Annotated in this window: 17 protein-coding genes; 7 read left to right on the forward strand and 10 right to left on the reverse strand. The window is 66.1% G+C overall.

The genetic code is table 11. The annotated features are described in order from the left end of the window. Positions 1-8: 8 nt before the first annotated feature. Positions 9-869, forward strand: coding sequence for a MurR/RpiR family transcriptional regulator (locus PV762_RS10550; RefSeq protein ID WP_421034990.1), 861 nt, complete (start codon positions 9-11; stop codon positions 867-869). A gap of 115 nt (positions 870-984) precedes the next feature. Here the strand turns inward: PV762_RS10550 and PV762_RS10555 are convergent, their stop codons facing one another. The 6 genes from PV762_RS10555 to PV762_RS10580 form a co-directional block, all read right to left on the reverse strand. Then, complete coding sequence (locus PV762_RS10555) at positions 985-1,299, reverse strand: STAS domain-containing protein (protein WP_421034991.1); 315 nt, start codon at positions 1,297-1,299, stop codon at positions 985-987. A 4-nt stretch (positions 1,300-1,303) separates the two neighbouring features. Beyond that, the gene (locus PV762_RS10560) at positions 1,304-1,948 is read right to left on the reverse strand and encodes an MlaC/ttg2D family ABC transporter substrate-binding protein (protein WP_421034992.1); all 645 of its coding nucleotides are present in this window, start codon (positions 1,946-1,948) and stop codon (positions 1,304-1,306) included. A gap of 126 nt (positions 1,949-2,074) precedes the next feature. Then, positions 2,075-3,139 (reverse strand): VacJ family lipoprotein, encoded by a 1,065-nt coding sequence (locus PV762_RS10565; RefSeq protein WP_421034993.1) that lies wholly within the window; start codon positions 3,137-3,139, stop codon positions 2,075-2,077. Then, complete coding sequence (gene mlaD, locus PV762_RS10570) at positions 3,136-3,624, reverse strand: outer membrane lipid asymmetry maintenance protein MlaD (protein ID WP_421034994.1); 489 nt, start codon at positions 3,622-3,624, stop codon at positions 3,136-3,138. Before mlaD ends, PV762_RS10565 begins: the two co-directional genes overlap by 4 nt. A 60-nt stretch (positions 3,625-3,684) precedes the next feature. After that, the gene (gene mlaE / locus PV762_RS10575; protein WP_421034995.1) at positions 3,685-4,464 is read right to left on the reverse strand and encodes a lipid asymmetry maintenance ABC transporter permease subunit MlaE; all 780 of its coding nucleotides are present in this window, start codon (positions 4,462-4,464) and stop codon (positions 3,685-3,687) included. Next, positions 4,461-5,303, reverse strand: coding sequence for an ABC transporter ATP-binding protein (locus tag PV762_RS10580; RefSeq protein ID WP_421034996.1), 843 nt, complete (start codon positions 5,301-5,303; stop codon positions 4,461-4,463). Before PV762_RS10580 ends, mlaE begins: the two co-directional genes overlap by 4 nt. Before the next feature lie 270 nt (positions 5,304-5,573). On the opposite strand from PV762_RS10580, the gene PV762_RS10585 reads away from it, so the two are divergent. The 6 genes from PV762_RS10585 to PV762_RS10610 are packed head-to-tail and all read left to right on the forward strand — an operon-like array spanning position 5,574 to position 12,708. Further along, the gene (locus PV762_RS10585; protein ID WP_421034997.1) at positions 5,574-6,038 is read left to right on the forward strand and encodes a type IV pilin protein; all 465 of its coding nucleotides are present in this window, start codon (positions 5,574-5,576) and stop codon (positions 6,036-6,038) included. Beyond that, positions 5,990-6,652 (forward strand): pilus assembly FimT family protein, encoded by a 663-nt coding sequence (locus tag PV762_RS10590; RefSeq protein ID WP_421034998.1) that lies wholly within the window; start codon positions 5,990-5,992, stop codon positions 6,650-6,652. The genes PV762_RS10585 and PV762_RS10590 overlap by 49 nt, the downstream gene beginning before the upstream one ends. Further along, positions 6,649-7,050, forward strand: coding sequence for a type IV pilus modification PilV family protein (locus tag PV762_RS10595; RefSeq protein ID WP_421034999.1), 402 nt, complete (start codon positions 6,649-6,651; stop codon positions 7,048-7,050). Before PV762_RS10590 ends, PV762_RS10595 begins: the two co-directional genes overlap by 4 nt. 2 nt (positions 7,051-7,052) lie before the next feature. Further along, on the forward strand, positions 7,053-8,264 hold the full coding sequence (locus PV762_RS10600; protein WP_421035000.1) for a PilW family protein: 1,212 nt from the start codon (positions 7,053-7,055) through the stop codon (positions 8,262-8,264). 38 nt (positions 8,265-8,302) lie between these two features. After that, positions 8,303-8,905 (forward strand): hypothetical protein, encoded by a 603-nt coding sequence (locus PV762_RS10605; protein WP_421035001.1) that lies wholly within the window; start codon positions 8,303-8,305, stop codon positions 8,903-8,905. Between the two features lie 8 nt (positions 8,906-8,913). Then, positions 8,914-12,708 (forward strand): pilus assembly protein, encoded by a 3,795-nt coding sequence (locus tag PV762_RS10610; protein WP_421035002.1) that lies wholly within the window; start codon positions 8,914-8,916, stop codon positions 12,706-12,708. 151 nt (positions 12,709-12,859) lie between these two features. On the opposite strand, the gene PV762_RS10615 is transcribed toward PV762_RS10610, so the two are convergent. The 4 genes from PV762_RS10615 to PV762_RS10630 all read right to left on the reverse strand — a co-directional run bounded on the left by PV762_RS10615 (position 12,860) and on the right by PV762_RS10630 (position 21,191). Beyond that, positions 12,860-14,335, reverse strand: coding sequence for a glutamate synthase subunit beta (locus tag PV762_RS10615; RefSeq protein ID WP_421035003.1), 1,476 nt, complete (start codon positions 14,333-14,335; stop codon positions 12,860-12,862). Positions 14,336-14,378: 43 nt separating this feature from the next. Further along, on the reverse strand, positions 14,379-19,187 hold the full coding sequence (locus PV762_RS10620) for a glutamate synthase-related protein (protein WP_421035004.1): 4,809 nt from the start codon (positions 19,185-19,187) through the stop codon (positions 14,379-14,381). A 142-nt stretch (positions 19,188-19,329) separates the two neighbouring features. After that, on the reverse strand, positions 19,330-20,034 hold the full coding sequence (locus PV762_RS10625) for a transposase (RefSeq protein ID WP_421035005.1): 705 nt from the start codon (positions 20,032-20,034) through the stop codon (positions 19,330-19,332). A gap of 26 nt (positions 20,035-20,060) precedes the next feature. Continuing rightward, the gene (locus tag PV762_RS10630) at positions 20,061-21,191 is read right to left on the reverse strand and encodes a deoxyguanosinetriphosphate triphosphohydrolase (protein WP_421035226.1); all 1,131 of its coding nucleotides are present in this window, start codon (positions 21,189-21,191) and stop codon (positions 20,061-20,063) included. Between the last annotated feature and the right edge of the window lie 17 nt (positions 21,192-21,208).

The raw sequence follows: 21,208 nt of genomic DNA on the forward strand, positions 1-21,208 counted from the left end.
CGATGAGCATGCTCGAACGAGTCAAGGCCGCGCTGCCCGCGCTGCCGCCCGCCGAACAGCGGGTCGCCAAGCTGCTGCTGGCCGACCCGCGCTCGTTCGCGAGCCTGCCGGTGAGCGAACTGGCCGATCGCTCCCATGTCAGCAAGCCGACCGTGGTGCGCTTCTGCCGCAGCGTCGGCTACGACGGCCTGGCGGATTTCAAATTGAAGCTCGCCGGCAGCGTCAACGAAGGCGTGCCCTTCGTGCACCGGGCCGTGGACGAGGACGACAAGCCCGGCGACCTGATCGTCAAGGTGGTCGACAACGCCGTCGCGGCGCTGCTCCACTACCGCAACGATGCGGCCAGCCATGCCTTCGAACGGGCCATCGCGGCGCTGTCGGAGACCGCCCGGCAGCGCCAGCGCATCGAGTTCTACGGCGTCGGCAACTCCGGCATCGTGGCGCAGGACGCCCAGCACAAGTTCTTCCGCCTGGGCGCCAACACCTTCGCGTGCAGCGACGGCCATGTGCAGCTGATGAGCGCGACCATGCTGGGCGCCGGCGACTGCGCGGTGATCATCTCCAATTCGGGGCGCAGCCGCGATCTGATGGACGCGGCCGAAATCGCCCGCAAGAAGGGCGCGACGACGATCATCATCACCGCCAGCGGTTCGCCGCTGGCGCAGATGGGACAGTTGCCGGGTCAGGTCTTGCTGGCCGTCGATCACCCGGAGGACTACGACCGGTACAGCCCGATGGTGTCCCGCCTGTTGCACCTGATCGTCGTGGACGTGCTGACCACCGGCGTCGCTTTGCGCCTGGGCGAGAACCTCCGCCCGATGCTGCAGGAGATCAAGCGCAACCTCCGCACCAAGCGCTACGCGCAGTGAGGCGGACGGCGCCGACCACCGCGGTCGGCCGTCGCGCCGAGAACTCGACGCTGAAAAGGAATCGGGCCGCGTCAGCGGCCCGATGTCGTTGGAGATGTCGTTGGAGACGTCTGCGTCACACCATCTCTGGCGGCGCCGGAGCGTCGGTCCAGAACAGATGCTCCAAGGCATACACGCGCGCCAGCTCACGCAGCTCGCGAGGGGCCTGCTGGAGCGTCAGCTGCCAACCGTCCTGACCGCACAGGCGCAGCGCGCTGAGCAGCAGGCTCAGCGCCGCGGAGTCGAAGTCGTTCAAGCCGCTGGCGTCCAGCGTGACGCTGCGTCCGGCGGCATTGCCGACCTGCGCCAGTTCAGCGCGCAGCGCGCCCTCGAGCCGCACCCATTCCTCGGGCACGTTCTCCAGGCGCAGCCGCGACGGCAGCTTCAGCATCGCATCAGCCCTTCTTGGCGCCCGAGGCGGCCGTGGCCGGACGCGCGTTGCGCTCGGCCAGCGACTTGACCAGCCCGTCGATGCCCTTGGCGTTGATCTCCTGGGCGAAGCTGTTCTTGTACTGATCCGCCAGCCAGATGCCGAGGACGTTCACGTCGTAGATCTTCCAGCCGGAATCCAGCTTTTCCAGACGGTAGTCCAACTGGATCGGATCGCCCTTGCCGCGGATCTCGGTGCGCACGATGACTTCCTTGTCCTCGGGCGACGCGCGCATCGGCTTCATCGCGATCGTCTGGTCCTTGACCTGCGTCAGCGCGCCGGCATAGGTGCGCACCAGCAGGGTCTTGAACTCCTCCTGCAGGCGCTGCTTCTGCTCCGGCGTCGCCTGACGCCAGAAGCGGCCCACCGCCGTCGCGGTGATGCGCTGGAAGTCCACGTGCGGCATCACCTTGCTGTCGACCAGCTGCATGATCTTATTGACGTCGCCGCCCTGGATGGCCTTGTCGCCCTTGACGGCATCCAGCGTCTCGATGGACAGCTCGCGGATCAGTTGATCCGGTGCCGAGCTGTCGGCGGCGAAGGAGGCCAGCGGGCTCAGCGTGGCGATCGAGACGATCGCGCCGAGCAGCAGTCGTTTGGTGGCATTCATGCTTGTCCTTTCTCTCTCTTCATGACACGGACCGGATCACAACGCGGCAAGTCCGGTGCCGGTTCACCGGTCGCCCCCATGGGCGTTACCGGTTGTTGCGACACTCAACGATCTTTCACGGACCGTTCAGCGATCGCCTTGTGGATTGACCGGCTTGTCGTCCGGGGTGATGACTTCGTAGTCGTCGTCCTCTTCCTGCTCCTTGTGCGTCTTGATGGTCCGACGCTGCATGTAGGCGTCGCGCACGAAGGTGTACTTGTCCAGCGCGATGCCGTCCAGCATGTCGGTCACCCGCAGCAGGTTGGCGCGGGTGTTGATCAGCTGGAGCGCCGAGATCGCGAACTTGTATTCGCCATCGTCGAACAGGTAGGCGGGTGAGTAATAGATGTTGGCAGGCAGCGTCACCGAGTCACGCAGCGATGACGGCCCCAGCAGCGGCCAGACGATGTACGGGCCCGTCTTGACGCCCCAGTAGCCGAGCGTGCGGCCCAGGTCTTCGGAGGTCTTCTCCAGGCCCGCGGGCGTGGCGATGTCGATCAGGCCCGCGATGCCGAACACCGAGTTCACGGCGACGCGCATCGTCTGCGACGCCCCGGTCTTGAAGCGGCCTTGCAGGAACAGGTTGACCGCCGACCAGGCGTCGGAGAAATTGCCGAAGAAGTTGTCGACCGCCTGCCGCGCCGGCTGCGGCACGAGGTCCGAGTACGCCGTGGCGACCGGACGCAACAGGTTCTCGTCCAGCTTCTCGTTGAAGTTGAAGACCTTGCGGTTCCAGCTCTCCCACGGGTCGAGACGGTTGCGCACGCGCGGGCCCGGGGCTGGCGCATCCTGCGCCGCGGCGGCCGCAGCGCCGGCTTGACCTGCCGCGGCAGGCTCAGCCGACGAGGCGCCGGACGCGGGCGCGGCGGCGGCCGTCGCCTGGTCCTGCTCCGCCTGGTCCCAAGTAGGTTGCTGCTCGGTCGGCTTCGGCTCGGCGACTTGCTGTTCAGCGGCTTGCGGCGCCTCGACCGCCTGCTCGGCAGTCGGCGCCATCAGGCTGGCGGTCTGCGGCCGCTCAAGCGGCTGCTCAAGCGCCTGCTCGGCCTGCGCCATGGCCGGTGCCGCGACGCCCAACAGGACGGCACTCAGCAGAGCGGCCGCGAGTTCGGGCCGTCCCGCGCAAGCGGTCCCGACCTGTGTGGTGATCTTCATTGTTTCTCTCCCGAGGCCGGCGTCGAGGACGCGTCGGCCGCCTTGTTATAGAGGAACTGGCCGATCAGGTTCTCCAGCACCACCGCCGACTGGGTCTGCGTGATGATGTCGCCTGAGGCGAGGTTCTTTTCTTCCGCACCCGGCTCCAGGCCGATGTATTGCTCGCCGAGCAGACCGGACGTGAGGATCTTGGCCGAGCTGTCCTTGGGGAACGCGACGCCCTGGTTCATGTTGAGGATCACGCGCGCCTGGAAGCTCTTGTCGTCGAAGCTGATGGCGCCGACACGGCCGACCACGACGCCGGCGCTCTTGACCGCCGCGCCGGGCTTCAGCCCGCCGATGTTGTCGAACTTGGCGGTCACGGTATAGGTGTCCTGGAAATTCAGCGACAGCAGGTTCCCCGCCTTCAGGGCCAGGAACAGCAGGGCCGCGCCGCCCAGCAGCACGAAGAATCCGACCAGCGCGTCATAACGAGAGGATTGCATCAGGCAACTCCGAGATATCTCTTGAATTCGATGGGGTGTCGACGGATCGCGCGCCGCGCGTCAGATCGAGAACATCATGGCGGTGAGGATGAAATCCAGCCCCAGCACCGCCAGCGACGACAACACGACCGTGCGCGTCGTCGCCTGGGACACGCCCTCCGGCGTGGGCTTGCAGGCATAACCTTGCAGCAGGGCGACGAAGCTGACGGTCACGCCGAACACCACGCTCTTGACGAAGCCGTTGCCGACGTCTTTGAACACGTCGACGCCGCCTTGCATCTGGGACCAGAACGATCCCGCGTCGATGCCGATCAGCGGCACGGCCACCAGCCAGCCGCCGATGATGCCGACCGCGGAGAACACCGCGGCGAGCAGGGGCATCGCGATGAAACCGGCCCAGAAGCGGGGGGCGAGCACGCGCTGCACCGGGTCGACCGCCATCATTTCCATGGCGCTGAGCTGCTCGCCGGCTTTCATCAGACCGATCTCGGCGGTCAGCGAGGTCCCGGCCCGTCCCGCGAATAGCAGGGCTGCCACCACCGGTCCGAGTTCGCGCACGAGGCTGAGCGCGACCAGCAGACCGACGGCTTCCGCCGAGCCGTAACGCTGCAGCGTGTAGTAGCCCTGCAGCGCCAGCACGAAACCGACGAAGAGCCCGGACACGCCGATGATGGACAGCGAGCGGTTGCCGAGGAAGAAGATCTGCTCCCGTACCAGCGAGAAGCGGCGCAGGCAGGCGCCCAGATGCAGCAGCAGCGTCCCGAGCAGCCGGGCCGCGCTGCCCCAGTCGCCGAGCTTCAGGCGCAGGCCGCGCCCGATCGACGTCGCGAAACCGATCATGCCGACGCCTCCTGCGGCAGGCCGAAGTCCTCGCGGACCGGCTTGGCGGGTTGGTGGAAGCGCACCGGGCCGTCCGACTCGGCGTTGACGAACTGATGGACCAGCGGATCCGTGCTGTGGCGCAGCTCGTCCGGCGTTCCCTGGGCGACGACGCCGCCATTGGCCACCATCACGACGTGATCGGCGATGCCGAAGGTCTCGTGGATGTCATGGGAGACGATGACGCTGGTCAGTCCGAGCGCGTCGTTGAGGTCGCGGATGAGCCGTGCGGTCACGCCGAGCGAGATCGGATCCAGGCCCGCGAACGGCTCGTCGTAAAGCACCAGGTCCGGATCGAGCGCGATCGCTCGCGCCAGGGCGACTCGACGCGCCATGCCGCCCGACACCTCGTTGGGCATCAGGTCGCGGGCGCCGCGCAGGCCGACCGCATTGAGTTTCATCAGGACGAGGTCGCGGATCATGGCCTCGGACAGCCGGGTGTGCTCGCGCAGCGGGAAGGCGACGTTCTCGAACACGCTCAGGTCGGTGAACAGCGCCCCGAACTGGAACAGCATGCCCATGCGGCGGCGCTGGGCGTAGAGCTCGGTCTGGCCCATCGGCGCCAGATCGTGGCCATCGAACAGCACCTGCCCGGAGCGCGGCCGCAATTGACGCGTCAGCAGCCGCAAGAGGGTGGTCTTGCCCCCGCCCGACGAGCCGATCAGCGCCATCACCTTGCCGCGCGGCAGCGTCACGTTGACGTGTTTCAGGATGATCCGGTCGCCATAGCCGACGGTCACATCCTTCACCTCGATCAGGGGGCGGACGCTTCTGGATGAATTGGGATCAGTGAATGCCATTTCCTTGGGATCGATCCGGGACGAAGCCGGGCGGCAGGCGTCCGGGAGCCGGGATCATAGGGTAAAGCCCGAATTGATGCCGGAGGGCACCTGGGGCGGGGTGCAGATATATGAGCGGGGTCCGGCGCGGTGCGCCGCGGGGCCCATGACCCGGGCTGCGACGCACCGGGCTTCCGCAGGTCGCCGCAAGACGGGCGGAATCCGAGGCACGACGAGCGGGCTCGCCTTTCGAACGACGCTGTCGATAATTTCGGAAACAAGGAGCGCTTCATGTTCGGGACCCTCAAGACCTCTTTCGCCCGCCGCCACCGCGCTGACGCCCGGGGCTTCACGCTGATCGAGCTGATGATCGTCGTGGCCATCATCGCCGTCCTGGCCGCAGTCGCCCTGCCGGCCTACCGCAACTACGTCATTCGCGGCCAGATCACCGAGGGCATCGCTGCCCTGACGACCACCCGCGCGGACATGGAGCGCTATTTCCAGGACTTCCGGACGTACGCGTCGGCTTCCGGCGTGGCGGCCAGCCCCTGTGCCACCTCGCGCGTGGTGGGCAAGTTCACCATCTCCTGCCCCACGCTCACCGCGACGACGTACACGATCCAGGCGGTGGGCAGCGGCGTTGCGACCGGCTTCACATATTCGGTCGATCAGGCAGACACCCGCTCGACGGTAGGCCCGGGAACCGGATGGACCTGCGCCACGCGCTGGATCACGCGCAAGGGGGACACGTGCTGACCCGCAGCCGCGGCATGACGTTGGTCGAGCTGATGGTGGTGGTGTCCATCATCGCGCTGATGACCGCCCTCGCCGTCCCGGGCATCCGCAGCTGGGCCGTCAATGCGCAGATCCGCAGCAATGCCTCGGCGTTGCAGAGCAACCTGCGGCAGGCCCAGGCTGAAGCGGTGCGGAGTTTCCGGCAGGTCGTGTTCTTCCGAACCAACGACACCACCTGCACCGGACGCGAAACGGCAGCCGCGGCCGGCACCCGCTGGGTCATCAAGGTGCTGCCACTGGTGGCCGGCGGCGCCGTCTCCGCCTCCCAGTGCGGCAGCGTGCTCGACAACGCCGCCGGCCTGGCCGTCAACGGCCCGACCGCCGTGTGCTTCGGTGCCAATGGTCGCCCGCTGTCGCTGACCGCCACCCAGACCGCCGTGGGCACGGCATGCACGACCGGTACCAATGGCCGGATCATCTACGGCATCGAGCCCACCGGCACGACCGCCAACCTCAAGCAGCTGCAGGTGTGGCTGACGCTCGGCGGCACCGTGCGCAGCTGCGAGAAGACCCGCATGGTGTCCGACACCGTGCCGGACGGCTGCCCCGCCATCAACCAGGCGCCCACGACATGAAGCCGACCTTCACCCACAGATCCGCGCAGCGCCGTGCGCGCGGCATGACGCTCATCGAGATCATGTGCGCCATCGTCATCATGACGATCGGCCTGCTGGGCATGATGTCGCTGATGGCGCGAGCCTCCCAGGCCACGGCCTCCAGCGACGACGCGCAACGCGCCGCCGTGCTCGCCAACGAGATCGCCACCCAGATGTGGTTGGCAGGCACGATCACGCTGCCCACCGGGACCGTCACCGCCTGGAACGCCCGCGTGGCCGACCCCGTCAACATGGGCCTGCCCAACGGAACCGGCACGATCACCGCGGCCAACAACGTCGCTCGAATCACCATCGTGTGGACCACCCCCGGCGGCGATCAGCGCCGTTATTACACCGACGTGCGGCTGACCAACTGATCATGAAGCTCCAAGCACGCCCCACTTTCATCGCCCGTCCCTTGTCGACGCGCGGTTTCACGCTGATCGAGCTGATGGTGTCGATGGTGATCGCGATGGTGGTCATCATCGCGATGGCCACCGTGTCGTCGCGCTTCGAGACCAGCAAGCGCCAGGACAGCTCGTCGTCCGACATGTCGGCCAATTCGGGGTATCTGGCCTACGACCTCGACCGACAGTTGCGCAGCGCGGGTTCCGGCTTCAGCGTGATGCGCAGCGAAACCTACGGCTGCCAGCTGTTTGCCGTCCGCAACGGCACGCAGATCCTGCCGGCACTGGCCGCTTTCCCCGAGCCGTTCAACACGGTCACGACAGCCGTGCGGATGATGCCGGTGCTTGCCTACCCGGGCGTGGGCGCCGGCGGCTCCGACGTGCTCCAGTTCATGACCGGCACCGGCGGGCTCGGCGAGACGGCCACCCAGGTGCGTCTGAACAGCGTCCAGACCAACACGCTGCGACTGACGACGACGCTCGGCATCCGCGGCGACGACATGCTGCTGATCTCCGAAGCGAGTCGGCCATGCATGCTCGAGCAGGTGACCGCGACCGCTGCCGGGGGAGCTTCCCAGCAACTCGATCTGGCCGGTGCCTACTTCGCCACGGTGATCGGCTCGGAGTCGATCAATACCCGCTCCGTCGGCGCCACGGCCAACGCGATGGTGTTCGGCAACGCCACCAACGGCAACCCTCCGAAGTTGATGCTGATCGGCGTCAATACCGACCGCCAGCTGGTGCGCTACGACCTGCTCCAGTTCACCAATGACGCCTCTCAGCAGCCAGTACCGCTGGCCGACGGCGTCGTCGACATGCGCGTGATGTACGGCGTCAACGCGGCCGGCAGCGCGACGGCCGGCGTGGTCGACAGCTGGGTGACGCCATCGGGCAATTGGTCGCCAGCCAACCTGAATGCGGGCAACGCCGCGGCACAGAATTTGATGAACCGAATCCTGGCCGTGAAGATCAGCATGGTGCTCCGTTCGGAACTGCAGGAGGCGCCGGACAAGGGCAACCCCGTCGACGTCGCGCCGGCCACGGTCGCCATGTTCCCCAGCCTGCCTACCGCTCAACGCGTGAACTACACGGTGGCCGATCGCACGCGCCGGCACCGCGTGGTCGAGTTCACCATCCCGCTGCGCAACCTGCTCACGATGAGCGGCCGCCCGACCCCGCCCTGAGCATCGGGCCCGATCCCTCCTTCTCCTCCACGATGACCATGCAAGCCCATCCTGTCCGCCGCTCCCGCGGCGTCATCATGGTGATCGCGCTGATCACCCTGGCCGTCCTGATGATCGGCGCCGTCGCGGCCATCCGCTCGATGAACGTGTCGCTGGCCAACGTCGGCAATTTCGGATTCAAGCGGGACATGACCAACCAGGCCGATCGCGCCATGCGTCGCGCCATGGACTCGATCAACCTGGGCGGGGCGTTGACCGCCAACAACGCGTCGCTCAATTACAGCGCCACCATGCTGAGCACCACGCCGGAAGGCATTCCGCAAGTCCTCGCCACCATGCCCACACCCGGGACCATGGGCGGCGTCGCGACCGCCGGGAACGTCATCGACCTGAACAGCGCCATCAGCGGCGAGAGCGCCACCGACCTGGCGCGACTCACGGTCTATTACGTGATCGACCGCATGTGCCTGAACACCGGCGCGATGGACGCCGCCACCTGCGCCACCGCGTCGACGCCGCCCCAGGGCGGCAAGAGCCCCGGCGACATCGTTCCCGAACCCAAGCCGCTGTACCGCATCTCCGTCCGGGTGGACGGCCCTCGCGGCGCGCAATCCTTCTACCAGGCGACCGTCAGCAATTGAGGCCTCCGATGAACCATCACCTTCCCCTGCTCCGGCACGTCGGCGTCGCCGCCGCACTGGTCCTGGCGTCTCTCGCGGGACCTGCCCAATCGCAGACGACATTGGCCAACCAGCCGGTGTTCTCCTCCTTTGCCGTGCCCGGCAACCTGGCGCTGGCACTGTCGGTGGAGTACCCGACCGCAGTCAGCAATGCCCACGTCGAGAGCTACACGACGGCGTCCACTTATCTGGGGTACTTCGATCCCAACAAGTGCTACGACTATGCCTACGGTTCGGACTACTTCCAACCCGCCGGCGCGACCACGACGCGCTCCTGCGACGGGACCAAGTGGAGCGGCAACTTCCTGAACTGGGCGACGATGCAGACCATCGACCCGTTCCGATGGGCGCTCACGGGCGGCTACCGCGTGACGGACACCGCCACGACGACGATCCTCGAAAAGGCCTACGCCAGCGGCCAGGGCAACACGAACAACTTCCCCGACCGCAGCATCGACAGAAGCTTCATCGCCGGTGCGACGCCGCTGGGATGGCGAGGACTCAACCTGCGCGTGCAGGGTTTGGGCGCGAACTTGCGCTTCACGCGCAACGGTGACAACTACGGCAACTCCATCAATACCTTCGCCGCGCCTGGCAGAGACGGTTGGGATGACAGCAAGTCGTGGCAAGTCGTCGTCCGCGTGAAGGTCTGCGATCCCAGCGCCGCCGCAGGTGGTTTGGAGAGCAACTGCGTCGCCTACGACAGCGGCAACTACAAGCCCGAAGGCCTGATCCAGAAGTATTCGTCGAAGATCCGCTTCAGCGCCTTCGGCTACCTCAACGATTCCAACCTGAGTCGTGACGGCGGCGTACTCCGCGCCCGCCAGAAGTTCGTCGGCCCGACCCGCCCGGTGCCAGGCTCCGATCCGGTCGCCAACACGACGGCGCGCGAATGGGATCCGTCGACTGGCGTGATGTACCAGAACCCCGACGCCGCCGATGCCACCACGACGTCGACCTCCTACGGCATCACCATCGCCGACAGCGGCGTGATGAACTATCTGAACAAGTTCGGAGAAGTCATCCGAGGCTCATACAAGACCTATGACCCGGTGGGTGAGCTCTATTACGCCGCGCTGCGCTATTACCGCAACCTGGGCAATGTGCCGGAGTGGACCAACGCCACGACCACCGACACGAATACGCGCAGGACGCAGGCGGACGGGTTCCCGGTCATCACGACCTGGGACGATCCCATCCTCTACTCGTGCCAGAAGAATTTCATCCTCGGGATCGGTGACGTCAACTCCCACGCCGACCGCAACCTCCCGGGCGCAAGCGGCAGCTCCGAGCCGGGCAAGCCGGCTGCGGTGACCTCCGACGACGGATTCAATGCGGTGACCTGGACGAACAAGGTCGGCGCCCTCAGCGGCGTGAATGGGTCGTTGGGGACCGTGCAGGGTTACAACGGCTGCTGCACCAACAACGGCGCACTGATCGCGGGCATGGCCTACTGGGCCAACACGCAGGACATCCGTCTGAACATGGACGGCAAGCAGACGGTCAAGACCTACTGGCTGGACGTGCTCGAGTTCCAGAACTACAAGTCCAACAACCAGTTCTACCTGGCCACCCGCTACGGCGGCGCGACCATTCCCGGCGACTGGGACGCCTTGGGCACGGCCACGGACCTGCCCCAGACCGCCTGGCATACCGGGCCGGCCTCTGACACGGTGGGCGGACAGTTGCGACCCGACACCTACTACACGGCCGCGAAGGCGGACCAGATGGTGAACGGCCTGACCGGCGCCTTCGCCAGCATCGTCTCCAGCATCACGGCCTACACCTCGTCGGTGAATACCGACAGCAACAGCGTGTCCTCGGGCACCGAGTCGTACAGCTCCTCCTATGACTCCGCGGGGTGGACAGGCCAGATCGAGGCATTCAGGATCAACGCCCTGGCCAATCCGATCACCTACAACAGCGTGTGGAAGTTCAGCGACAAGCTGGCCGCCCAGTTGGGCACCGACGGCACCGGCTGGGATGTGCGTCGTCGTGTCGTCACCTTTGCGCCGGCCGTCGGCAATACGCCGGGCGCTGGCATTGCGTTCCGCTTCAATAGCCTCACGGCCAATCAGAAGACGGCGGTGAATCCGACCTACACCTCCACCAATGACGGGGCGGACTTCGTTGCCTACGTGCGCGGCGACAGAAAGAATGAAGCCAGCTCGCCCGACGCGGCCAGCACGCGCGCTTATCGCGTGCGCAACAGTCTTGTCGGCGACATCATCAACAGCCAGGTGGTGGTCCTCGGGCCGCCGTCGCCAGGCATTCTTTCCGACACCTCCAATCCTGGATACGCCGCATTCGCGACTGCCAAGAGCTCCCGGCCGAACATCCTGATCGCCGGCGCCAACAGCGGGCTGATCCACGTGATCAACGGTTCGACCACCGCCACGGATGGCGGCACCGAACTGTTCGCCTACATCCCCAGCCCCGCCATCACAGGCCCCGGCACGACGCCCAGCGTCGATGGGCTCGCCGCAACGGGCAACACGGACTACGAACATCGCTACCTGGTCGATGCCCGTCCCCAGGTCGCGAACATCGACGTCGCGCGCACTGGCGGCAGCACGGCCACCGGCCAGTGGCGCAGCATCGCCGTCGGCGGCCTGGGCAAGGGCGGCAAGAGCATCTGGGCGCTCAACCTGACAGATGCCAATGAGGTGAACACGGAAGCGGCGGCCGCTCAACGTGTGATGTGGGAATTCAAGGACGCCGATCTCGGCTTCACTTTCGGCACGCCCGTGATCACCAAGACCGCCCAATGGGGCTGGGTCGTCGTCGTCGGATCCGGCTATAACAACAACGCGACCGGAAAGGGATATTTCTACATCCTGAATGCGGCCACCGGCGCCCTGATCCAGAAGATCGCGCTGGGCGCCGGAGACGACGGTACCGCCCAGGCGCCGGCGGGTCTGACCCATCTGGAGACCTACTACCGTGACCGCACCGACGCGACGGTGGAGTCGATCTACGCGGGCGACCTGCGAGGCAACCTCTGGCGCCTGGATCTGACCGCCACGTCGGGCTCCTACCCCGCGCCGGTGAAGCTGGCCAAGCTCACCAATGCTGCTGGCGGCGAACTGCCGGTCACCTCGGCACCGACACCGGTGATCAGCTCCAATGGCAATCGTCGCTGGGTCATCGTCGGCACGGGCCGATTGCTCAGCACGGACGATCTGGCCGTGACGCGGGCCAACCGCATCTACGCGGTCATGGACGGCTACCAGGCTCGCCCGACCGTCACGACGGACCTGCCTGCCGGCATCACCCTGCCTTTCACCGAGTCGACGCTCCGGCACGATTTCCTGAACATCAGCACCACGGCAGCGGCTGTGGATCCGACAGCCAAGGTCGGCTACGTGATCGATATTCCCGTCGCCACTGGCAACTCTGGCTATCAGGTCATCAATGAAGCCGACGCCCTGGACAATCTTGTTGCGGTCGCCGCCGTGAGGCCCTCCTCGACGGACGCCTGCAGTCCCGGCGGCACCAGCCGGGTGCTCCTCTTCGACCTGAACACCGGCGTGACCACGAAGATCAACGCGACGTTCGCGGTCGACGAGGTCCGGTTCGTCAAGGACGGGGACAAGGTGAAACTCGTGATCGCGGGACGTCCTGGCACTGACGGGGGCGGCGGCGGCAACTGCGGCGCGAACGGAGAACTCTGCTGCGTCACTGACTGCAGCGTGGAAACTTCGGCTACAGGATCCAGCACGGGCCGGCTGATCAACTGGCGCGAGATCCCCCTACGCAACTGATCCCACCTGGTCTCCTCGAAACCCGCCCTCGCAAGACGGCGGGTTTTTTCATGCGGGATCGCCGCGATGGACCAGGCACGAAAAAGCCCGCCAGCTTTCGCCGGCGGGCTCGAAGACGAGGCGCGAGTGTTTGACGCCGTGTGCTGCCGATTCAGCGAGGCAACGCGCTGTCGCCCATCAGGAACTCATCGATCGAGCGCGCGGCCTGGCGACCCTCGCGGATGGCCCACACGACCAGCGACTGGCCGCGGCGCATGTCGCCTGCCGCAAACACCTTGGGAGCGCTGGTCTTGTAGCCGCCGGTGAAGTCCGTCGTCGCCTTGGCATTGCCGCGGGCATCCTTGCTCACGCCGAACGCTTCCACGATCGCCGAGACCGGACTCACGAAGCCCATCGCCAGCAACACGAGATCCGCCTTGAGGATCTGCTCGCTGCCAGGGACCTCGACCACCTTGCCGTTGACCCATTCGACGCGCACCGTCTTCACGCCGGTGACCTTGCCCTTCTCCCCGAGGAATTCCTTCGTCGCGATGGCGAACTCGCGTTCGCAGCCTTCTTCGTGGCTGGACGAGGTGCGCAGCTTGATCGGCCAGTAGGGCCAGGTCATCGGCCGATCCTCGACTTCGGGGGGCTGGGGCATCAGCTCGAACTGCGTCACGCTCTTGGCACCCTGGCGGTTGCTCGTGCCGACGCAGTCGCTCCCGGTGTCGCCGCCACCGATCACGATGACGTGCTTGCCGTCGGCGCGCAACTGGCCCTTGAGCTTGTCGCCGGCGTTGACCTTGTTCTGCTGCGGGAGGAACTCCATCGCGAAATGAACACCCGCCAGGTCCCGTCCCGGCACCGGCAGATCGCGCGATTGCTCGGCACCACCAGCCAGCAACACCGCATCGAACTGCTGTGAGAGTTCCTCTGCGGTGACCACGTCCTTGGCCCAGTTCGTGACCTTCGAGCCCTCGGGCAAGTGCGCCACCATCACGCCGGTGCGGAAGACCACACCCTCCGCTTCCATCTGCTGGACGCGACGGTCGATGTGGCTCTTCTCCATCTTGAAGTCGGGAATGCCATAACGCAGCAGTCCGCCGACGCGATCATTCTTCTCGAACACCGTGACGCTGTGTCCCACGCGCGCCAGCTGCTGCGCAGCCGCCAGGCCCGCAGGGCCGGAGCCGACAACGGCAACGGTCTTGCCGGTCTTCACCTTCGCCGGACGCGGCGGCACCCAGCCCTCCGCCCAGGCGCGATCGATGATCGCGTGCTCGATCGACTTGATGCCGACGGCGTCGTCATTGACGTTCAAGGTGCAGGCGGCCTCGCAGGGCGCCGGGCAGATGCGACCGGTGAACTCCGGGAAGTTGTTGGTCGAGTGCAGCACCGCGATGGCGCTCTTCCAGTCCGTGTCGCCGCCCCGATACACCAGGTCGTTGAAGTCCGGAATGATGTTGTTGACCGGGCAGCCGCTGTTGCAGAACGGCGTGCCGCAGTCCATGCAGCGGGCGCCCTGCTGTTTCGCCTGCTCGACGTTGAGGCCGATGACGAATTCCTTGTAGTTCTTGAGACGCGCCTCGACGGGCTCGTAGCCCTCTTCCAGACGTTCGTACTCCATGAAGCCGGTGACTTTTCCCATGGCGGCTCGCTCCTGAATTCCTGAATCTTCGATGCGGTGACGGTCAGGCCTTGGCCTTGGCGGCGGGCGCCTTGGCGTGGGCGATCGTGGCGGCGGTCTCCTTGGCCGCTCCCATCTCGCCCAGGGCGCGGCGGTACTCGTTCGGGAACACCTTGACGAACTTGGCGCGCGATTCGGCCCAGTGGTCCAGGATGTCCCGCGCGCGTTGGCTGCCGGTCCAGCGGTGGTGATCTTCGATCAGCTTCTTGAGCAGCGCCTCGTCGGTACGAGCTTCGCCGTCACCCAGCTTGTGCCAGAGCGCCTTGTCCATCGTGGCTTCCTGCTCGTGCGCGGGCAGCAGCTTGTCCAGCGAGACCATGCTGGTGTTGCAACGCTTGGCGAATTGCCCGTCCTCGTCGAAGACGTACGCAACCCCGCCGCTCATGCCTGCGGCGAAGTTGCGACCGGTCCGTCCCAACACGACCGCGGTACCGCCAGTCATGTATTCGCAGCCGTGGTCGCCGGTGCCTTCGACGACCGCCGTCGCGCCAGACAGTCTCACCGCGAAGCGCTCGCCGGCGACACCGCGGAAGAAGGCCTCGCCCTTGGTCGCACCGTACAGCACGGTATTGCCGACGATGATGTTCTTCGTCGCGTCGCCGCGGAAGTCGATCGACGGACGCACGACGATGCGCCCGCCGGACAAACCCTTGCCGGTGTAGTCGTTGGCGTCTCCGATCAGATAGAACGTGATGCCCGGCGCCAGGAAAGCGCCAAAGCTCTGTCCGCCCGTGCCTTCCATCTGGATGAAGATGGTCTGGTCGTCCAGGCCCTCAGGGCGGCGACGGATCAACTCGCCCGACAACATCGCGCCCACGGTGCGGCGCACGTTGGTCACTTCCTGCATGAAGCGCACCTTCTCACCCTTGTCGAACGCGGGCAGGCACTTCTCGATCAGCTTGACGTCCAGCGCGCGGTCCAGGCCGTGGTCCTGCTGATCGTTGTGCAGGCGGGCCACATCGGCCGCCAGTTCCGGACGGTGGAACACACGGGTGAAGTCCAGGCCCTTGGCCTTCCAGTGACTGATGCCCTTCTTCGTGTCGAGCAGGTCGGCGCGACCGATCAGGTCGTCGAACTTGCGAATGCCCAGCTGCGCCATGATCTGACGTGCTTCCTCCGCGACGAAGAAGAAGTAGTTCACCACGTGCTCGGGCTTGCCGCTGAACTTCTTGCGGAGCAGCGGATCCTGGGTCGCCACACCGACCGGGCAGGTGTTCAGATGGCACTTGCGCATCATGATGCAGCCCTCGACGACCAGCGGAGCCGTCGCAAAGCCGAACTCGTCCGCGCCCAGCAGCGCGCCGATGACGACGTCGCGACCGGTCTTCATCTGACCATCGGCCTGCACCCGCACGCGGCCGCGCAGGCGGTTCAGGACCAGCGTCTGCTGCGCTTCCGCCAGACCCAGCTCCCACGGCGTGCCGCAGTGCTTGATCGAGCTCCACGGCGAGGCCCCGGTGCCGCCGTCATGCCCCGCGATCACGATGTGGTCCGCCTTGGCTTTCGCGACACCGGTCGCGATCGTGCCGACGCCGACTTCGGACACCAGCTTCACCGACACGTCGGCGCGCGGATTGACGTTCTTCAGGTCGTGGATCAGTTGCGCCAGATCCTCGATGGAATAGATGTCATGGTGCGGGGGCGGCGATATCAGGCCCACGCCCGGCACCGAATGGCGCAGGAAGCCGATGTAATCGGTGACCTTGCCGCCGGGCAGCTGGCCACCCTCGCCAGGCTTGGCCCCCTGCGCCATCTTGATCTGGATCTGGTCGGCGCTGACCAGGTATTCGGTCGTGACGCCGAAGCGGCCGGACGCGACCTGCTTGATGCGCGAGCGCATCGAGTCGCCGTCCTTGAGCTCGTAGTCGACCTCGACCACCTTGCTGCCGACGACATCCGACATCTTCGTGCCGGCAGTGATCTTGATGCCCTTGAGCTCGTTGCGGTAACGGGCCGGATCCTCGCCGCCTTCGCCGGTGTTGCTCTTGCCGCCGATGCGGTTCATCGCGACCGCCAGCGTCGCGTGCGCCTCCGTGGAGATCGAACCCAGCGACATCGCGCCGGTCGCGAAGCGCTTGACGATGTCGGCGGCCGATTCGACCTCCTCGAGCGGGATCGCCTGGCTCGGATCGAACTTGAACTCGAACAGGCCGCGCAGCGTCATGTGGCGCTTGCTCTGATCGTTGATCAGCTGGGCGTACTCTTTGTAAGTGTCGAACTTTCCGGAGCGCGTGCTGTGCTGCAGCTTGGCGATCGCGTCGGGGCTCCACATGTGCTCCTCGCCGCGGGCGCGCCAGGCGTATTCGCCGCCGGCGTCGAGCATGTGCTCCAGCACCGGATCGTCGCCGAAGGCGGCGCGATGCAGACGCAAGGCCTCTTCCGCGACCTCGAACACGCCGATGCCGCCAACCTGCGTCGGCGTGCCACGGAAGTACTTCTCGACCAGGTCGGCCTTCAGGCCGATGGCCTCGAAGATCTGCGCGCCGCAGTAGGACATGTAGGTCGAGATGCCCATCTTGGACATGATCTTCGACAGCCCCTTGCCCACCGCCTTGATGTAGTTGTAGATCGCCTTGTCGGCCGACAGCGAGGCCGGCAGCTCCGACGTCATCGCCTGCAGCGTCTCCAGCGCCAGATAGGGGTGGACCGCTTCGGCGCCAAAACCGGCAAGCACGGCGAAGTGATGCACCTCGCGTGCGGTGCCGGTCTCGACGACCAGACCCGCCGTCGTGCGCAGGCCTTCGCGCACCAGATGATGGTGGACAGCCGACAGCGCCAGCAGCGCCGGGATCGCCACGCGATTCGCGCTCAAGTGGCGGTCCGTGATGATCAGAATGTTGTGGCCGCCCTTGATCGCGTCGACCGTCTCGGCGCAAAGCGAGGCGAGTTGCGCCTCGACCCCTTCGCGTCCCCAGTCCAGCGGATAGGTGATGTCGAGCTCGTACGGCTTGAACTTGCCGTTGGTGTGATGCTCGATCGCACGCAGGCGGGCCATCGACTCGAAGTCGAGCACGGGCTGCGTCACTTCCAGCCGCATCGGCGGATTCACCGCGTTGATGTCGAGCAGGTTGGGCTTGGGTCCGATGAAGCTGTTCAGCGACATCACGATCGCCTCGCGGATCGGATCGATCGGCGGATTGGTCACCTGCGCGAACAACTGCTTGAAGTAGTTGTACAGCGGCTTGTTCTTGTCGGAGAGCACGGCCAGCGGGCTGTCATTGCCCATCGAGCCGATGCCCTCCTCGCCGTTCGCCGCCATCGGCGCGAGCAGGAACTTGATGTCTTCCTGCGTGAAGCCGAAGGCCTGCTGGCGATCCAGCAACGAGGCCGGGAACACCGGCGCGGTGACCTCGGGCGCAGGGATCTCGTCGAGCTTGACGCGGACGTTCTCGATCCACTGCCGATAGGGACGGGCGTTCGCGTACTGGGTCTTCAGTTCCTCGTCATCGATGATGCGCCCCTGCTCCAGGTCGATGAGGAACATCTTGCCGGGCTGCAGGCGCCACTTCTTGACGACTCGGGATTCGGGGATCGGCAGCACGCCGGACTCGGAAGCCAGCACGACGAGGTCATCGTCGGTGACCCAGTAGCGGGCAGGGCGGAGGCCGTTGCGGTCCAGCGCGGCGCACACCTGGCGGCCGTCGGTGAAGACCATCGCCGCCGGGCCGTCCCACGGCTCCATCATCGCGGCGTGGTACTCGTAGAACGCGCGGCGACGTTCATCCATCCACTCGTGCTGTTCCCATGCCTCGGGAATCATCATCATCGCGGCGTGCGCGAGCGGATAGCCCGACATCGTCAGCAGCTCGATGGCATTGTCGAAGGTGGCTGTATCGGACTGATGCTCGAAGCTGATCGGGTACAGCTTCTTCAGGTCGTCGCCCAGCACGGGAGACTTCATGACGCCCTCGCGAGCCCGCATCCAGTTGAAGTTGCCCTTGACGGTGTTGATCTCGCCGTTGTGGGCGACCATGCGGTACGGGTGGGCCAGCGGCCATTCCGGGAAGGTGTTGGTCGAGAAACGCTGGTGCACCAGCGCGATCGCGCTGACGACGCGCGGATCGGCCAGGTCCTTGTAGTACTTGCCCACCTGGTCGGCGAGCAGCAGCCCCTTGTAGATGACGGTGCGGCAGCTCATCGACGGCACGTAGTACTCGCGGCTGTGCGTCAGCTTGAGCGCCTGGATCGCGCTGGACGCTGTCTTGCGGATCACATACAGCTTCCGCTCGAGCGCGTCGGGGACGATGATGTCCGGACCACGGCCGATGAAGATCTGCCGGATGATCGGCTCCTTCTCGCGCACCGTGGGCGACATCGGCATGTCGCGGTCCACCGGCACGTCACGCCAGCCGATCAGCACCTGGCCTTCGGCCTTGATCGCGCGGGCCAGCTCCTGCTCGCAGGCCAGGCGCGACGCATGTTCCTTCGGCAGGAAGATCATGCCGACGCCGTACTCTCCGGGCGGTGGCAGCGTGACCCCTTGCCTGGCCATCTCCGCGCGATAGAACTCGTCAGGGATCTGGATCAGGATGCCGGCGCCGTCGCCCATCAGCTTGTCGGCGCCGACCGCGCCGCGGTGATCCAGGTTCTCCAGGATCTTCAGGCCTTGCTGGACGATGTGATGCGCCTTCTGCCCCTTGATGTGTGCGACGAAGCCCAGGCCGCAGGCGTCCTTCTCATTGGCGCCGTTGTACAGGCCGTGGGTGGCGAGTTCGCGGATCTCATTCGCGGACGGGCCGCTGACCGGCAGGGCGGTCGCGGTCTCGACGGGGAACGACGCTTGCGCGGGGCGCGGATCTTGAGCTGCCGACATCGTGGCCTCCTGCACTCTCGGATAAAGAAACCCGCGCAGGTTAAGACGCCTGCCGAAGCGGCACAAGCGCAACTAAATGGGGTCAGTCTCGAATTAGGTTCGCTGTTGCGGGCAGGCGCCGATTAAATGGGGACAGACTGAATCACCCGGGGGTTGTCGCTTTGGTCTTGCGCGGGCGCCCACGTGGCCGCGGGCTCATGGGCCGTGGGCTGATCTCACTCAGCACCTGCAGGAAACGTGCCGATCCGAGGGGCCAGCCCTTGAGTGCCGCATTGACGAGGCGTGCGCGCTCCGCTTCCGACTCCCCCTCCTCCAGCCAGCGACGCCAGGCGAGTTCGCGTTCAAACGGCGTGTTGCCCAGCGCCCAGAAACCAGGTGGATCGCTGATGAGCGGATCGCGTCGGCGTCCGAGATGGTGCGCCGCCGACGACCAGGCGAAATCGCCTGGCTCCGCGCTGAGTCCAGCACGCTGTGGGTTCAACTCGATGCTACGCATGACAGTGAGCAGGTGGCTCTCCGCCTCCAGCGGCGAGGCACGAAAGCGTCCTTCCCACAAGGTGCCAACCCGTCCGTGGCGAAGATTGAAGGCGCTCACGTAGCGACGCCCCAGCGCCTGCATCATCCGACTCAAGCCCTCGTCTGCAGCGGGGGTTGCCAGCAGGTGCAGATGGTTGGGCATCAGCACGTAGGCGTGGATTGCGACCTTGTGAGTGGCGGCACTGTCCTGGAGCGCGGCGAGCAGCGCCCGGCGGTCGTCGTCGTCGAGGACGATGGGCTGCAGGTTGTGCCCGCGGTGGATCAGGTGGTGCAGATGGCCGGCGAGCGCCAGCCGGGAAAGTCGTGCCATGGCGGGGGACTGTAGTCTGTCCCCAATTATGCGATGAGCTTCTTTCCGGTGAGCCGCTCGTGCTCCTTGAGGGCAAATCGGTCCGTCATGCCGGCGATGTAGTCGGCGCAGGCGCGCGCATGGTCCTCGCCGTCCGCGAAGTCCGGCGGGAGATGCCCCGGATCGCTGAGGTAGAGCTGAAACAGCTCTCGCAGCACCTGCTCGGCCCGGTCGCGCTGCTGCTGCACGACAGGATGACGATAGAGGTTGGCGAACAGGAAGCGCTTCAGCTCCGTACTCGCCTGGCGCATCTCGGGGCTGAAGCGGACCAGCGGTCCCTTCGTGCGCGCATCCTGCGCGTCAGCCGGCGCGGCATCCTCGATGGCCATGCGCGTGGCGTCGATGATGTCGTAGACCTGCTGCGACAGCATCCGGCGGATGGTCTCCGCGAGCAGGCGCTTGCCAGTCAGGCCCGGATACGCGGCCAGTGTCTCCCGCAGGTAGCGGTGGACGAGCGGTATCTGCTCCAGCTGCTCCAAGGTCACGAGGCCCGATCGCACGCCGTCGTCCACGTCGTGCGCGTTGTAGGCCACCTCGTCGGCCAGGTTGCAGAGCTGCGCCTCCAGGCTCGGCTGTCCGCCGACCAGAAAGCGCGCCGCGACGCCCCCGGGCTCGCGGTCCTCGATGCGCTGCGCATCGCGCTTGCTGCAATGCTTCAGGATGCCTTCCCGGCTCTCGAAACTGAGATTGAGCCCGTCGAAGGCCGGGTAGCGCTGCTCCAGCTTGTCGACCACCCGCAGGGACTGCAGGTTGTGTTCGAACCCGCCGTGAGCCGTCATGCAATCGTTCAGCACATCCTGTCCCGCGTGGCCGAAGGGCGTGTGCCCCAGATCGTGGGCCAGCGCAATGGTCTCGACGAGGTCCTCGTCGAGCGACAGGCTCCGTGCGATCGAACGCCCCAGCTGGGCGACTTCCAGCGAATGCGTCAGCCGGGTCCGGAACAGGTCGCCCTCATGGTTGAGGAATACCTGCGTCTTGTAGACCAGCCGGCGGAATGCCGTGCTGTGGACGATCCGGTCGCGATCACGCTGGAATTCGCTGCGCGTCGGCGCGGAAGCCTCGGCATACCGTCGACCCCGACTGCGCGCGGGGTCGGAAGCAAAGGGCGCGCGCAGCATCATCATGGTCGGTTCAG

This window comes from Mitsuaria sp. CC2, from assembly GCF_048957715.1.
Taxonomy (GTDB): Bacteria; Pseudomonadota; Gammaproteobacteria; order Burkholderiales; family Burkholderiaceae_C; genus Roseateles.